Genomic DNA, 14,513 nt, shown 5'->3' on the forward strand with positions numbered 1-14,513 from the left:
CGGATACTCACTTGGTCTTCGGGAGACCGGGCGGGTTGATCAGCGACGTGTCGACGGCTTCACCGGTGATGTTCCAGCGCTCGAGAATCTGCTGGTACGTGCCGTTCTCGATGGTGTGGTTGATGGCGTCGTTAATAGCCTTGATCAGTCCGTTGTCCTTCTTCACCAGCACAGCGATCTGACCTTGCAGGGTGTCACCCGCACCGGAGAACTCCCCGACCACCTCGGTTTCACCCGACTGCTTGGCATGGAACTGCGACGACGGGTTCGGTCCGAAGTAGGCGTCGATGCGGCCGGACTGCAGCGGGAGGTAGTAGTCGGTTGTGTTCTGGTAGTACGAGATGTCGGTTGGTGCCAGGCCGGCCGCAACATTCTGCTCGTTCCACTTGACCAGCAGCGCTTCCTGATTGGTGCCGGAACCCACCGCGATCTTCAGCCCGGCAATGTCCTTGGGCTCGGTGATGGATACCCCGGCGCCCTTCTTGGCCTCGAATGCGAGGGTGTCCAGGCGATAGGTGGCAAAGTCGTACTTCTCCTTACGCTCCTCTGTGACAGTCACATTGGAGAGGAACGCGTCGGCTTCACCGGAGTCGATCCGGACGAAGTTCTGTGCCCAGTCAGCCGTCTGCAGGTCTATCTTCAACCCGAGTACATCACCGATCAGATAGGCGAAGTCCGTTTCGGAACCGATGAGGGTTTTGTCATCATCGGCGTAGAAGCGAAGCGGCGGAGCGGATCCGGCGCTACCGGTCACTCGCAGCGTGCCGCTGTCACGGATTTCCGCAGGAAGCTCGGCAGCGATGGAATCGACTTTCGCTGTGGTGATGCGATTCTGCTCGGCGGTGAGGTTGTAACCCGCGGCGGCGGTGCCCTGGCTACCCTCGGACTCTGCGTCCGCACTGCTGCACGCAGCGCTGAGCAGTCCGACTGTGGCGAGAGCCGAGATCAGGAAAGTCGCGCGGCGGGATCGGGAGAACATCAGTGTGTGCCTTTCGGAAAATGTGTCTGGGAGCGTCAGAGGACGCGGGAGAGAAAAGCTTTGGTCCGTTCGTGGACGGGATTGTCGATCACCTGCGAGGGCGGGCCCTGTTCGACGATGACGCCGCCGTCCATGAAGACTGCGGTGTCCGCCACCTCGCGGGCGAAGCCGACTTCATGCGTGACGATGATCAACGTCGCACCGTCACGGGCAAGCTGGGCAAGAACTTCGAGAACTTCACCAACCAGTTCCGGGTCCAGTGCCGAGGTCGGTTCGTCGAAGAGAATCACAGCCGGCCGCAGTGCCAGGGCTCGGGCAATGGCAACGCGCTGCTGTTGGCCACCGGAAAGTTGACGCGGATACTGATCGGCTTTGTCTCCCACACCCACTCGTTCGAGTAGGGCCCTTGCCTCTCGGTACACGTCGTCGCGATCACGCTTCTGTGCCGACAGCGGGGCTTCCACTACATTTTCCAGAGCAGTGAGATGGGGAAACAGGTTGAAGTTCTGGAACACAAAACCGATGTGCGAGCGCTGCTTCAGGATTTCGCGATCGCGCAGTTCGTGTAGCCGATTTCCCTTGCGCCGGTATCCGATCAGTTCCCCGTCGATCCGTACGGTTCCCCGGTCGACCTTCTCGAGATGATTGAGGGTGCGCAGCAGCGTGGACTTTCCCGAACCTGACGGCCCGAGAATAACGGTCACCTCACCCTTGCGGACCAGGAGATCAACGCCGGCAAGTACTTCCAGCGCGCCGAACGACTTGTGGATGCCACGCGCCTCGACGGCATAGACGTTGTCTTCGAGCAATTCCGCGGTCATCGGGTCGCGCCTCTCGGAATGTCGAGACGCGCATCACGAATCTCGTTGAATTTGTTGCGCGCCTTCTGCAGAGGCGTCAGCGGGAGAGCCCTAGCGGAGCCGCGAGCGTAATGACGTTCGACGTAGTACTGGCCGATGGAGAGCAACGTCGTGAGAATGATGTACCACAGTGTTGCAACCATCAGGAGCGGCACCACTCGTCCGTTGCGCCCGAAGATGACCTGTACTTGGTAGAACAGTTCGGCGATTGCCATGGTCGAGACGATGGACGTTCCCTTGAACAGTCCGATCACCTCGTTCGCGGCGTTGGGAAGTATTGCCCGCATTGCCTGCGGCAGAATGATCTTGAAGAACTGGCGCCGGCGCGGAATCCCCAGCGAATGAGCGGCTTCGATCTGACCGTGATCCACCGAGATGATGCCCGAGCGGATGATCTCCGCGGAGTACGCAGCCTGATGCAGCGCCAAACCGATGACAGCTGCGGTGAATCCGCCGATGACGCCACTGGTCTGGAACGTGAAGAATTCTGGCCCGAACGGTATTCCGAGAGAGAGCGTTTGGTAGAGGTAGGTAATGTTGAACCAGAAGAGCAACTGCACGATCAGTGGGATCGAGCGGAACGCCCAGATATAGGTCCAGGCGATCACCTGCAGAACCGGATTATTCGACAGTCGGCCAAGTGCCAGCACGACTCCGAGACCGAACCCGAGGATCGTTCCCCACAAGGTCAGTTTGATCGTCACCCACAAGGCGGCAAGCACCGATTTCGCGGTGAAGTACTGCGCGAACGTCGGCCAGTCCCAGCCGGGATTCACCACAAGACCGTGGATGAACTGGGCCAGCAAGATCAGCACTATCGCACTGACCACCCATTGGAACGGATGCCAGGTGCGGGCAACAACAAGCTCCGAGTCGGGAAGCTGCGGCTCGGCCACTGGCTTCTCGGGGCGGACCTCGGTAGGCGCGCTCACGGCGCACTGTCTGACGGAGTGGACATCACAAAATAGACCTTTCGGAAAATGGGATTACTGCGCGACGAATTGCTGGTGCCGAGAATTTCGGTCAGCGACAGTGACACGACGCGGTACGACGCAGGTCGATGTGACGTCGACGGTGCGGTGCGTACGCGTTCGAACCGGCGCACGAAGCAATACCGGCGCAGCGAGTGATACCCATGTGATGCCTTCCATCGGTCCTGGCAGAAAGCACCCGCTCCCGATCACTCGGGGGGTTGCTGCGACGTCGATGAGCCAGGTCTCTCGGTCGCTCGAGATGGTGAGCAAAGACTAGACGCTGAATCAACGGTCGTCAAATGTTGTATTTCCCTGCGAGACAAGGGAAATAGGGATCTATGTGCGTTGAAATCAGGCTGATCACAAGCCTCCCGAAAGCGGCGAATGCAGTGTTGGATGGATGAGCCGTATCCGATGCCCCGAGCCACCGCTCATCCCCGAATCACCCTGCAGTACCGTCTGCGGAGTGAGCGGACTGGACGCATTTTTTATTCTCGTGGCAGGTATCGGTGCCGGGGCGATCAACGCCGTGGTGGGCAGTGGAACCCTGATCACGTTCCCCACCCTCGTGGCTTTCGGTATGCCTCCGGTCACTGCGACGATGTCCAATGCTGTCGGCCTGGTCGCCGGCGGCGTTTCGGGCACCTGGGGTTACCGACGCGAATTGTCAGGGCAATGGGACCGGCTTCGGTGGCAGATTCCGGCGTCGCTGTCCGGGGCGCTACTCGGCTCGTGGTTGCTGATGCACCTACCTGAGAAGTTATTCGAGACGATCGTTCCGGTATTGCTGATCCTGGCGCTCGCTCTTGTCCTTCTCCAACCACGCATCCAGGCGTGGGCGAAGAAGCGCTCCACCGAAGAGACAACGTTGTCGACCTCGAGGTTGATGCTCCTGACCGCCGGCACGTTTGCAGTCGGCATTTACGGCGGCTATTTCACCGCCGCTCAGGGCATTCTCCTGATCGGTGTGATGGGTGCCATCCTTCCCGAAACCCTGCAGCGTATGAACGGTGCGAAGAACCTCCTCTCACTGCTCGTCAACATCGTCGCAGCGGTGATGTACATCAGCTTGGCCTTCGACCAGATCAATTGGGCAGCAGCCGGTTTGATCGCAGTCGGCTCGCTCGGCGGAGGTGTACTCGGTGCCCGCTACGGGCGACGCCTGTCCCCCACCGCGCTGCGGTACACGATTGTCGTCGTCGGCCTGATCGGACTGTGGCGTCTGCTCGCTTGATCGCCCACGTCGGACGCGGTTCCCACATACTTGAGACATGACCACAACCGCGAATGAACCCCAGTGGACCTACCTCATGGACATGGACGGAGTCCTCGTTCACGAAGAGCACTTGGTGCCGGGAGCGGACACGTTCCTCGCCGAACTGGCATCGAACAACATCCCGTACATGGTGCTGACCAACAACTCGATCAGAACTCCGCGAGACTTGCGGGCACGCCTACTCAACTCCGGTCTCGACATTCCGGAGAAGTCCATCTGGACCTCAGCGCTGGCGACCGCCACCTTCCTCGCAAATCAGCGACCGGGAGGCAGCGCGTATGTGGTCGGCGAATCCGGCCTGACCACGGCACTGCACGACATCGGATACGTCCTGACGGACAGCGATCCCGATTACGTCGTCCTGGGAGAGACCCGCACCTACTCGTTCGAGGCCATCACCACCGCGATCAGATTGGTCGAGCGAGGCTCGCGGTTCATCGCGACCAACCCCGACGCCACCGGACCGTCGCGAGACGGCTCGCTACCTGCCACCGGTTCCGTTGCCGCCTTGATCACCAAAGCCACGGGACGCGACCCGTACTACGTCGGCAAGCCGAATGCCCTCATGATGCGATCAGCATTGCGGTCCATCGGCGCTCATTCCGCCAACACCTTGATGATCGGCGACCGGATGGACACCGACATCGTGTGCGGCCTGGAGGCGGGCTTGCAGACCATCCTTGTCATGACCGGGATCTCGACACCGGCGTCCGTGGAGCTGTATCCCTACCGCCCCACCATTGTTCTGGAATCCGTCGCCTCCCTTGTCGGAAATACAACGGACCCTTTTCGTAGCACTAAGTAAAGACAATTCGGACATATCGCCTAAACAGAACGGGTAGTTAACCAGACGAATGAATAACGCAAAACAAAGGAAACGCAAAACCTTTGTCGAGTTGGACAAACGGGAGAATTCTTCAAGGTTGAACTAACGGATTGGTGACTAGTCGCAGGTAGGCGGCTTTTCCCAGCTCAAACCTAAATTTTCAATTTGGGCGAAATATTCTTTTCAAAACCGGTAACGAATCGTTTGCCATGGCTGATACTCATTTCTGAACGACCCAATTCGGACTCCCCAGAAATGAGCTCTCCATGAAGAAACAGACAAAGGGTGCAATTGCGGCAGCAGCCGCGGGCGCACTACTCCTCGGCGGCGCAGGTTCACTCGCATACTGGAGCGACAGTTCGACGATCGGCGGAAACACCATCACCGCCGGCGAGCTGCAAATCGCAGATTGCGTCGCAGCTGCAGGCACCAGTGGATGGGCGTCGACGAACCCGACGACCATTGCCATTCCCACCGCAGACCTTGCCGCATACAGAATCGTCCCGACCGAGGTGCTCGAGTACAACTGCACCACATCGATCACCGCAATCGGCGATCGATTGAACGCCGTCATCGAGGCGGATCCCGCTTCGATCACAGCTGGCACGACAGCGGCAACCGGCGCCACTGCCGGGGAGCTCCTCGCCAACATCGATGTCGAGACCACTGTCACCGTCGACGGCAATGTCGTGACCGCTGCGAGCCCCCTGACAGAAGCCAACAACGGCGACGCGGTGGCCGTCACGGTTGTCATCACATTCGCCAACGTGAACGACCTTGTTGCTCAGGGTGCGTCGATCAACTTGACGGATCTCGCGCTCAAGATCGAGCAAACCGCCATCAATCCCTGAGGCTGCGAAACCGTGAGAGCTAAAGCCTGGGGGGCACTCGCAGGTGCGTCGGTCATCGTGGTGATGTTTGCATCAGCACAACAGACCGGCGCCCTGTGGCGTGCCGAGACTCCAGTGTCCGGGCTGCAAATGACAGCAGACACGTTGGTCCTACGCCTGGGCGCAGATTACGCGAGTGCTACCGAGAGTTACACGATGACTGGTTTCGGAGGTACCGCCATGAGTCTTGGCGCCTACTCCCAGAAACCCATCACCATCGCGAACCGCACTCCGATGATCGTGCAATACGAATTGACCTCGGCAACCCAGTCGCAGGCGGAACCGAAACTCAATCTCACGGTGTGGCAGGTAGGCAGCAATGCCGATTGCCCCACAACAGGAACGCCCACCGGCACGCAGCTCTACACCGGGCCCCTGACTGCGGCCAAGTACCCTGCGACTCCGCTACCGACACCCAGGCCCACTCTTTCACCGAACACGTCGTCAACGTGGTGTCTGCGAGCGACCGTCAATGCAAGTGCCGCACAAGGTCAGTCGACTACCGCAACCTTGAACTTCAAGGGCACACAATTCGTTCCCCCACGCACGCAGCCGTAGTGAGGATTTTGATGGACGCACAGCACCGCGCACAACGAAGCGGACCTATCTGGTGGATCACTTCCATTGCCAGCTGGCTGCTTCTGCTTGTCCTCAGCGCGCTGATCATTGCAACAATCGTGGTGCCGTACCTTGCTGGGGCGCAGCGATATACGGTTCTGACAGGCTCGATGTCGCCGACCTACAAGCCTGGTTCCCTGATTGTCGTCAAGGAAGCAGACGCAAACGATCTCGCGATCGGAACTCCCATCACGTTTCAGTTGGAGTCCGGAAAGCCGACTGTCGTGACACATCGCATCGTCGCCATCAGTGAGAACACCCGCGGCGAACGAGTTTTCACCACGCAGGGAGACGCCAACTCCATTCCGGATGAAAAACCGGTAATCCCGGAACAGATCAGAGGGAAGGTCTGGTACAGCTTTCCGTATCTCGGATACGTGCACAGCTGGCTGACCGGGGAGCAACGCAAGATCATCCTGAGCATTGTTGTCACCGCTCTCGCCGCTTATGCCGTCTATATGTTTGTCAGTGGAACGCGTGAGGGCCGCAGAGACCGACGCAATCGCGCCGCGAATGTCGACGACGTTCAGATGTCTGACGATATCCAGCTATCCGAAACAGCCACCGCGTCACACAACGAAAGCGCCGGACATGTCACGACACTCTGAAAACACGCCCAGCAGAGTTCGAATGATGCTCAGTAGTGCGCGGGTTCGCGCACTACTCGCACTCGGGATGGTTCTGGGAACAGGTGCGGTCGGAACCATGGCTGCGTGGACCGACACAGCCACGGCAACCTCGGGCGCTTTCAGTACGGGAACCATCGATCTCCAACTGAACGGAAACCAAGGAAACCCCACCGCATACGCATTCACAGCGCTCACCAAAGCCAATATGTCTCCGGGACAGAGCATTGCAGCCATGCTGCCAGTTCAGAACAAAGGGTCTGTAGCCTTCACCTACACCGCCAATACAACATCGACGACGTCTACCCTCGCTCCGTACCTGAAAGTCTCGACGTACTCGGGAGGGACCGCAGCCAATGCCAGCAATGTCGGAACCTGCAGTGGAACGTCGATCATCGCAAATACGTCCCTCGTGAACGGGGGTACAAGCGCAAACATCATCGGCACTCGTTCACTGCCCGCCACCTCCGGCGTCGACGACATCTGCTTTCTCGTGACTTTGGACGCGGCAGCGCCGACGACAGTCCAAGGCACCACTGTGACAGTTACATTCAACTTCACTGCAACGTCGGTGTGAGCGCGCCATGACCCGAGAGAAGCATTCACATCGACGCGGTCGCGTTCGGGATCTCGCGCTCACGATCGGCGCATGCGCCGGAGTTCTGTGCATCGTGATCGCGGCGGCGGGCCTGTTTCTAGGGATCAAGCCGCTCGTCTTCCGATCGGGCTCCATGGAACCTGAAATCAGCACAGGTGCACTGGCTTTCTCTCGATCAACACCTGCCGATGAGATCGCCGTCGGTGACGTTGTCAGCGTGATCAATACTCAGGGCACTCGGATTACCCACCGCGTCGACAGCATTGCTCCGCAGGCTGCGGGCGTAGTACTGACTCTGAAAGGTGACGCGAACGCCGAGGCTGACATCGAGACGTACTACGTCACAACCGTTGATCGAGTTCTGTTCAGCATGAACAAACTTGGCTACCTCGTGTCCTGGGCATCCGGACCGATCGGCGTCTTCCTCGGCGGTGTTCTCGCTGGAATACTGTTGATGATCGCATTCAGGCCCGGTGGGCCTCGACCGAACCGGCCTGAGCCTCCGACTGGCGAGAGCCTCGAGACAACAAACAGACACGCTTTCTCCACACCGTCCAATACTTCTTCCGGCACAACCCGATCCAGCACGCTCGTGAAAACCGCGATTGCCGGAGCAACTCTGGCATCCGTGTCGCTGGGCATTGCACAGACGACGGGAACAGCTGCGGCATTTCAGGACACGGCAGGCGCCCAGTCGACTTTCACCGCCGCAAGCGTCATAGCTCCGCGGGTCCCGAGCGCAACCTGTGTCACCGGCTCGGTCCTAAATCTTGGGCTACTGTCCAACGCCACACTCGCATGGCCTGCACCGGCCGGCACAGGTCCCTTCACCTACAAAGTCATTGTGCGGAAAAACGTCGATCCAACCTCGATTACCACTTATGACAATCTCAGCGCCCGGACCGTGACGGTGGCTGTCGGTCTTGCAGGCCTTCTAGTAGACGGCCCGTACACGGCCGAGATCTACACCAAAGTCGGCGCGGTGGTTTCGACAGCGTTCTTCCCCGTTCCCCTCACCGTGGCTTCCGCCCTCGGAACCAAATGTGTCAAAGAGGGCGCACAGACCGTTCCGGCCGGGTTTGCCGCCCGCCTGGCACCCGCCACGGCTCCCGAAACAACGTCGACGACTACGGCCGCACCCACAACGTCGTCTGCCGGCGAGACGACAACAAGCACGTCGACCTCGGCAACAGAATCATCTCCGACACCGACGACCCCTCCTGAAACGACAACTACCGCAACCACAACCAACGAAACAACAGCAACACAAACCACGACCTTGCCGACCACAACCACAACCACAACCACCCTGCCAACTACTTCGACAACGACTGCGGTTGTCCCAGTTGGGGATCCCAGTGACTCGGGCACCTATTTCGCTGCAATAGTGACTGGCGAATCAGGCCGGTTTGCTTCGATCACCGACTCGTCGGGAACCGAGATCTTCCGCACCGCAGTTGGCCTCGACGACGAATTGCATTGGCTCACTGGCGCTGACGAATTGTGGATACTCGGATCCAGCGGACCTCGTAAGGTCAGTAAGATCGCAGGGCAGTGGACGTCCACCTCGCCCACAGGTGAACTCCCCGCTGAAATTGCTGCGCTGGTGAGCAAATGAAGAAACAGTGGAAAGGCGCCCTGGCGGCCACCGCGGCGATTGCGGTTCTTCTCGGCGGAAGTGGCACGCTCGCTTCGTGGAACGATTCCGCAACTGTGCTCTCCAAGACGGTTACTGCCGGCACCCTTTCCCTCGGACCATGCACCGTGGGACCTGGCGGACCCACTGCAACGGGGTGGTTCTATCGCAACTACGATACTGCCCCCTATACAGCGATCCCAGACATCTCGACCTTCCGAACCTTTCCCGGCCAGGACGTCTATTACTCCTGCAATTCGAAAGTATCCGCCACCGGTCCTCGCCTGCGGGCCGACGTAGTCGCACAGACCGGAACAATCGGCGGCGCCCTGGCGCCGTACTTGGACGTGAACGTCTTCCTGTCCGACAGCGCCAACGCGGACATCACAGACTTCACGAGCGACTACAACGGACAGGTCATCAACGTCATCGTTCTGTTCCAGTTCATGCGGAGCAATGACAACGGTGGTCAGAATCAGAGCGTTTCGATTCCGTCGTTCAAGCTGGTCACGCAACAACAACCGATCGGATAACACAAAATCGCTCTGTTCGTCTGAGTGCACGAACAGAGCGATTTGGTCTTGCGTCGACAACTAGCCGAGGGCTCGCTTCAGATCAGCCAACAAATCGACAGTGTCTTCGAGCCCGACGGACAGACGCACAACGCCGTCTGTAAGACCCACTGCTGCACGGCCTTCCGGACCCATGGCCCGGTGCGTCGTGGTCGCGGGGTGGGTGATCAACGACTTGGAGTCACCCAAGTTGTTGGAGATGTCGATGACGCGCAGGCCGTTGAGAACCTCGAACGCCCGCTTCTTGCCCTCACCGCCAGGCGCATTGAGCTCGAACGTGACAACTGTTCCGCCGCCGCTCATTTGAGCCTTCGCGAGTTCATGCTGCGGGTGCGAAGTCAGGTACGGATACTTGACCCACTTGACGCCCGGGTGCGCTTCGAGGAATTCGGCGATCTCGAGGGCCGACGCCACGGAGTGCCGAATACGAACCGGCATGGTCTCGAGGCCCTTGAGCAGAGTCCACGCATTGAACGGACTGAGCGCAGGTCCGGTGTGCCGCATCAGTTCCCGAACGGGACCGCTGATGTACTCCTCGGTTCCGAGGATCGCACCACCGAGGACGCGGCCCTGACCGTCGATGTGCTTGGTGCCGGAGTACACGACGACGTCGGCGCCCAAGTCCAAGCTTCGCTGCAGGAGCGGCGTCGCAAAGACGTTGTCCAGGACTACCTTTGCACCAGCGGCATGAGCGAGTTCGGATACGCGTCGTACGTCGACCAAGGACTGCATGGGGTTGGACGGCGTCTCGAAGAATACTGCCGTGGTCGGTACCGACAGCGCTTCTTCCCACTGCGCATTGTCTTCACCGTCGACAAAAACAACCTCGACTCCCCAGCGCGGGAGGATTTCGTTGCATACGACAAAGCAGGAACCGAAGAGGCTGCGAGCAGCGACCAATCGGTCACCGTTGCCCAGCAGTGCGCCCAACGCCGTGAATACGGCGGACATTCCGCTGGCCGTCGCAAAGCACGCTTCCGCGCCTTCGATGAGGCGCAGACGCTCTTCGAACATCTTGACCGTCGGATTGCCGTAGCGGGAGTAGACAAAATGGTCTACTTCGCCGGTAAAGGCCTGTTCGGCGGCTTCTGCACTCTCGTAGACAAATCCGGAGTTGAGGAACAGTGCTTCGGAGGTTTCCTCGAAGCCCGTTCGCATCAATCCGCCGCGGACACCGAGCGTGCCAAGACCTACGTCGTCCGGCAACGCTCGTTGAAATGCGCCGCCCTGGGGAATTCCGCTCACTGCTGCCTCCACGGCAGGCCGATGGCCCGCCAACCTACAACTCCACGATGTCCGTCGGCATCCAAACCGCCTTCGAACCCGTCGAGCACGTTGTACGACGGACCGATGCCCGCCGCTGTCGCACTTTCTGCGGCCCCGATCGATCGCTGACCGGATCGACACAGGAAGATCACGGGTTTCCCGGAGCCGGGAACAACACCGGATTCCTTCAACTCGTCGACGAAGTTGTCGTTGCGTGCGCCGTTGGGGTAGCTCACCCATTCGATCTGCACAGCCGAGTTGCCGAGGGACGTGACGTCGGGGATACCGACGTACTTCCACTCTGCGTCGGTGCGCACGTCGACGAGCACTGCCTCGGGGTTTTCGCGGAGCAGCTCCCAGGCTTGCTCCGGCGTCAGATCGCCTGCGTAACTCACGTTGTCCATGTTTTCACAAGACCGGATTGTGCGGGCGATCAGGTGCAGATATCCCAGCCTTCGCCGTCGCGGGTGAGTGTCCAGACCTCGACGCGCTGATCCTGGCCGCCACCGGAGAGCCGAACATCGACAGTCGCGCGGTCGCCGCTGACCACAGATTCGTTGATGCCCTGCATCTCGACGTCACCTTCGGTATCGGCGAGTGGTCCGGTCTCCGGATCGAAGTTTGTGCAGGTAAGGCTCGGGAGCGTCTTGGTGTCGTTCTCGTTGTGAGCTGCGACGTAGTCCGCGACCACACGGCTGATGCGGTCCTCTTCGCTGACGTTTTCCTCAGCCGGGGACATCCAGGACGAAATGAAGATTCCGCCGAGGATCAGCGCGACAATTGCCACTGCCAGGATGAACGGCCCGGCCGATGCTGTCTTGCTTTCGGAATTGCCGGAATCGTCGCGCTGGTCATTCATGAAACCAATACTCCCCCACAAGCTCAGCTTGTGGCCCGTCAAGTAGTGGACCCCTACCGCTTCGAACCGCACTTGCAGGAGAATTGAAAGAAAGAAACGGTTTACCGACGCCCGTTGGGGTGAAAGTGTGAACCGGGTCGAACCGCAAACACTCCACGGTGCTTAGGTTCGGCTAAATTGGATACTTGTCGATACGTTGTCCGAACTTCGAAGAAGGTAGCTGTCTTTACGATGACTGACTCCAACCGCCCACTCCGGGTCGCGATCGTCGGCGCCGGCCCCGCCGGCATCTACGCCGCCGATGCCCTCATGAAGTCCGATACCGCAGTCTCCGGCCGCGGTGTCAGCATCGACCTCTTCGAGCGCATGCCAGCGCCCTTCGGTCTCATCCGCTACGGCGTCGCACCTGATCACCCGCGCATCAAGGGCATCATCACCGCCCTGCACAAGGTCCTCGACAAGCCGCAGGTCCGCCTCCTCGGCAACATCGACTACGGCACCGACATCACCCTCGACGACCTCCAGTCGTTCTACGACGCCGTCATCTTCTCCACCGGCGCCAATGCCGACCGCGCCCTCGGCATCCCGGGCATCGACCTCGACGGCAGCTACGGCGCCGCCGACTTCGTCTCCTGGTACGACGGCCACCCCGACGTCCCCCGCGAATGGCCCCTCACCGCAGAGAAGGTCGCTGTCCTCGGCGTCGGCAACGTCGCCCTCGACATCGCCCGCGTCCTCGCGAAGACCGGCGACGAACTGCTCCCAACGGAGATCCCCGCCAACGTCTACGAGGGCCTCAAGAACAACAAGGCCATCGAGGTTCACGTCTTCGGACGACGCGGCCCCGCGCAGGCCAAGTTCACCCCTCTCGAACTGCGTGAGCTCGACCATTCCCCGACCATCGAGGTCATCGTCGACCCCGAGGACATCGACTACGACGAGGGCTCCGAGCAGGCTCGCCGCAACTCCAAGCAGGTCGACATGGTCGCGAACACGCTGCAGGACTGGGCAATCCGCGACGTCGGAAACCGCCCGCACAAGCTGTTCCTGCACTTCTTCGAATCCCCCACCGAGGTTCTCGGTGAAGACGGCAAGGTAGTGGGCCTGCGCACCGAGCGCACCGCACTCGACGGCACCGGCAACGTCAAGGGCACCGGTACATACAAGGACTGGGATGTTCAGGCCGTGTACCGCGCCGTCGGCTACCTGTCACAGAACGTCACGCAGCTGCCGTTCGACGACCAGGCCGGCACCGTCCCCAACGACGCCGGACGCGTCGTCGCCGACGACACCGCCGAAGGCGCAGCCCGGTTCATGCCGGCCACCTACGTCACCGGCTGGATCAAGCGCGGCCCCGTCGGCCTCATCGGCCACACCAAGGGTGACGCCAACGAAACCGTCGCGAACCTCCTCGAGGACTCGGCCAACTTCACCGGCGCCGCACACCCCGACGAGAACGCCGTCATCGAATTCCTCGAAGGCAAGCAGGTGCCGTACACGACGTGGCAGGGCTGGTACCGCCTCGACGCACACGAGCGCAGCCTCGGCGAACCCGAAGGCCGCGAGCGCATCAAGGTCGTCGAACGTCACGACATGCTGAAAGCCTCGGAGCCCGAGAAGGCATAACCACAGGCATCACAGACAGACCGGCCCGATATGACCGAAATTCGCCACGTAGCGATTCAGGTCACATCGGGCCGGTCTTCTGTTCGAGGTCATATTGACAGCGTGCAAAATGAATGACGTGTTTGACGCCCATGTTCACATCATCGACCCGCGCTTTCCGCTGGTCGAGAATCACGGTTACCTGCCCGAGCCGTTCACCGTCCCCGATTACCGGTCCAGGGTGGCGACTCTCGAGGGGCTGAGTGTGGACGGTGGAGCAGTGGTGACGGCGTCGTATCAGGGCACTGATCAGGAGTACCTCAAAACGGCACTCGCGGAACTCGGCCCCGGCTGGGTTGGCGTCACGGCACTCGGTGACGACGTCACCGACAAAGAGATAGTCGACCTCGACGCACTCGGTGTTCGCGCAGTCCGATTCAATCTCCGACGCGGCGCAACAGATCTGCGTCAACTCGCGGACCTGGCAAACCGGGCTTTCGATTTGGCCGGCTGGCACGCCGAGTTCTACGTCGACGCGACGCTACTTCTCTCGCTCGAACCAGTTTTCGCGAAGCTTCCGGCCGTGTCGATCGACCACCTGGGCATGTCGACGCGCGGCCTGCCGTATCTCCTCAACCTCGTGGACCGCGGAGTCCGAGTCAAAGCCACCGGATTCGGACGCACCACCATCTCCGACGTCGGCGACGTGCTCCGTCAGATCCACGCTGTCAATCCCCAGGCACTGATGTTCGGCACCGACCTGCCAGGCACCCGCGCCCGCCGGGCCTTCGAGATCCACGATCTCGACGTGATCGCCGACGCCGTCGGGGACGATCTTCCAGCGGTGATGGGTGGCAACGCCCGCGCCTGGTATCGGTGTGAACGAGCCAGTGCTCACGCCCGAAAAGCTGCTCACTCCTGAAATCTG

Annotated in this window: 16 protein-coding genes; 10 read left to right on the plus strand and 6 right to left on the minus strand. The window is 60.3% G+C overall.

Features of this window, described 5'->3' with window-relative positions; all coding sequences use genetic code 11:
- Positions 1–7: 7 nt before the first annotated feature.
- From FEZ60_RS14815 to FEZ60_RS14825, 3 genes are read right to left on the minus strand one after another with little or no spacing between them, the layout of a single operon-like run.
- A complete protein-coding gene (locus FEZ60_RS14815; protein ID WP_033235632.1) occupies positions 8–979 on the minus strand; it encodes an ABC transporter substrate-binding protein in 972 nt (323 codons plus the stop codon).
- A 35-nt stretch (positions 980–1,014) separates the two neighbouring features.
- Entirely contained in the window at positions 1,015–1,800 is a 786-nt protein-coding gene (locus FEZ60_RS14820) for an amino acid ABC transporter ATP-binding protein (RefSeq protein WP_033235633.1), read from the minus strand.
- Positions 1,797–2,771, minus strand: coding sequence for an amino acid ABC transporter permease (locus FEZ60_RS14825; protein WP_095886802.1), 975 nt, complete (start codon positions 2,769–2,771; stop codon positions 1,797–1,799). Before FEZ60_RS14825 ends, FEZ60_RS14820 begins: the two co-directional genes overlap by 4 nt.
- A 508-nt stretch (positions 2,772–3,279) precedes the next feature.
- Between FEZ60_RS14825 and FEZ60_RS14830 the strand changes: the two genes are divergently transcribed.
- The 8 genes from FEZ60_RS14830 (at position 3,280) to FEZ60_RS14865 (ending at position 9,816) form a co-directional block, all read left to right on the plus strand.
- Positions 3,280–4,047: a sulfite exporter TauE/SafE family protein gene (locus FEZ60_RS14830; RefSeq protein ID WP_033235636.1), complete on the plus strand. Its 768-nt coding sequence runs from the start codon at positions 3,280–3,282 to the stop codon at positions 4,045–4,047.
- Positions 4,048–4,084: 37 nt separating this feature from the next.
- Positions 4,085–4,894, plus strand: coding sequence for an HAD-IIA family hydrolase (locus FEZ60_RS14835; protein WP_033235637.1), 810 nt, complete (start codon positions 4,085–4,087; stop codon positions 4,892–4,894).
- 287 nt (positions 4,895–5,181) lie between these two features.
- Positions 5,182–5,766: an alternate-type signal peptide domain-containing protein gene (locus FEZ60_RS14840; protein ID WP_033235638.1), complete on the plus strand. Its 585-nt coding sequence runs from the start codon at positions 5,182–5,184 to the stop codon at positions 5,764–5,766.
- Positions 5,767–5,778: 12 nt separating this feature from the next.
- A complete protein-coding gene (locus tag FEZ60_RS14845; protein WP_172936362.1) occupies positions 5,779–6,363 on the plus strand; it encodes a hypothetical protein in 585 nt (194 codons plus the stop codon).
- An 11-nt stretch (positions 6,364–6,374) separates the two neighbouring features.
- Positions 6,375–7,031 carry a signal peptidase I gene (locus FEZ60_RS14850; RefSeq protein WP_084702398.1) on the plus strand — a complete coding sequence of 219 codons (657 nt, stop codon included), beginning with the start codon at positions 6,375–6,377 and terminating at the stop codon, positions 7,029–7,031.
- Between the two features lie 25 nt (positions 7,032–7,056).
- Positions 7,057–7,626 (plus strand): SipW-dependent-type signal peptide-containing protein, encoded by a 570-nt coding sequence (locus tag FEZ60_RS14855; RefSeq protein WP_242484605.1) that lies wholly within the window; start codon positions 7,057–7,059, stop codon positions 7,624–7,626.
- A gap of 7 nt (positions 7,627–7,633) precedes the next feature.
- Complete coding sequence (locus FEZ60_RS14860; protein WP_172936363.1) at positions 7,634–9,265, plus strand: signal peptidase I; 1,632 nt, start codon at positions 7,634–7,636, stop codon at positions 9,263–9,265.
- Positions 9,262–9,816 carry an alternate-type signal peptide domain-containing protein gene (locus FEZ60_RS14865; protein WP_052683305.1) on the plus strand — a complete coding sequence of 185 codons (555 nt, stop codon included), beginning with the start codon at positions 9,262–9,264 and terminating at the stop codon, positions 9,814–9,816. The genes FEZ60_RS14860 and FEZ60_RS14865 overlap by 4 nt, the downstream gene beginning before the upstream one ends.
- A 60-nt stretch (positions 9,817–9,876) precedes the next feature.
- On the opposite strand, the gene FEZ60_RS14870 is transcribed toward FEZ60_RS14865, so the two are convergent.
- Genes FEZ60_RS14870 through FEZ60_RS14880 form a run of 3 tightly spaced genes read right to left on the minus strand, consistent with a single transcriptional unit; the run spans position 9,877 to position 11,980 of the window.
- On the minus strand, positions 9,877–11,100 hold the full coding sequence (locus FEZ60_RS14870) for an O-succinylhomoserine sulfhydrylase (protein ID WP_172936364.1): 1,224 nt from the start codon (positions 11,098–11,100) through the stop codon (positions 9,877–9,879).
- Positions 11,097–11,516, minus strand: a complete 420-nt coding sequence (locus FEZ60_RS14875; RefSeq protein WP_033235808.1) for a rhodanese-like domain-containing protein — start codon at positions 11,514–11,516, stop codon at positions 11,097–11,099. The genes FEZ60_RS14870 and FEZ60_RS14875 overlap by 4 nt, the downstream gene beginning before the upstream one ends.
- Positions 11,517–11,554: 38 nt before the next feature.
- On the minus strand, positions 11,555–11,980 hold the full coding sequence (locus tag FEZ60_RS14880) for a hypothetical protein (protein WP_172936365.1): 426 nt from the start codon (positions 11,978–11,980) through the stop codon (positions 11,555–11,557).
- Between the two features lie 231 nt (positions 11,981–12,211).
- Here FEZ60_RS14880 and FEZ60_RS14885 point away from each other — a divergent pair, with 231 nt between their 5' ends.
- Positions 12,212–13,606: an FAD-dependent oxidoreductase gene (locus tag FEZ60_RS14885; RefSeq protein ID WP_033235643.1), complete on the plus strand. Its 1,395-nt coding sequence runs from the start codon at positions 12,212–12,214 to the stop codon at positions 13,604–13,606.
- 118 nt (positions 13,607–13,724) lie between these two features.
- A complete protein-coding gene (locus FEZ60_RS14890; RefSeq protein WP_172936366.1) occupies positions 13,725–14,507 on the plus strand; it encodes an amidohydrolase family protein in 783 nt (260 codons plus the stop codon).
- The last annotated feature ends 6 nt before the right edge of the window (positions 14,508–14,513 follow it).

Source organism: Rhodococcus sp. MS16 (assembly GCF_013277795.1).
Taxonomy (GTDB): Bacteria; Actinomycetota; Actinomycetes; order Mycobacteriales; family Mycobacteriaceae; genus Rhodococcus_F; species Rhodococcus_F globerula.

Coding starts and splice junctions, on each gene's coding strand:
- FEZ60_RS14815 (WP_033235632.1), bottom strand. CDS start 979: ATGTTCTCCCGATCCCGCCGCGCGACTTTCCTGATCTCGGCTCTCGCC.
- FEZ60_RS14820 (WP_033235633.1), bottom strand. CDS start 1,800: ATGACCGCGGAATTGCTCGAAGACAACGTCTATGCCGTCGAGGCGCGT.
- FEZ60_RS14835 (WP_033235637.1), top strand. CDS start 4,085: ATGACCACAACCGCGAATGAACCCCAGTGGACCTACCTCATGGACATG.
- FEZ60_RS14840 (WP_033235638.1), top strand. CDS start 5,182: ATGAAGAAACAGACAAAGGGTGCAATTGCGGCAGCAGCCGCGGGCGCA.
- FEZ60_RS14850 (WP_084702398.1), top strand. CDS start 6,375: ATGGACGCACAGCACCGCGCACAACGAAGCGGACCTATCTGGTGGATC.
- FEZ60_RS14855 (WP_242484605.1), top strand. CDS start 7,057: ATGCTCAGTAGTGCGCGGGTTCGCGCACTACTCGCACTCGGGATGGTT.
- FEZ60_RS14860 (WP_172936363.1), top strand. CDS start 7,634: ATGACCCGAGAGAAGCATTCACATCGACGCGGTCGCGTTCGGGATCTC.
- FEZ60_RS14865 (WP_052683305.1), top strand. CDS start 9,262: ATGAAGAAACAGTGGAAAGGCGCCCTGGCGGCCACCGCGGCGATTGCG.
- FEZ60_RS14880 (WP_172936365.1), bottom strand. CDS start 11,980: ATGAATGACCAGCGCGACGATTCCGGCAATTCCGAAAGCAAGACAGCA.
- FEZ60_RS14885 (WP_033235643.1), top strand. CDS start 12,212: ATGACTGACTCCAACCGCCCACTCCGGGTCGCGATCGTCGGCGCCGGC.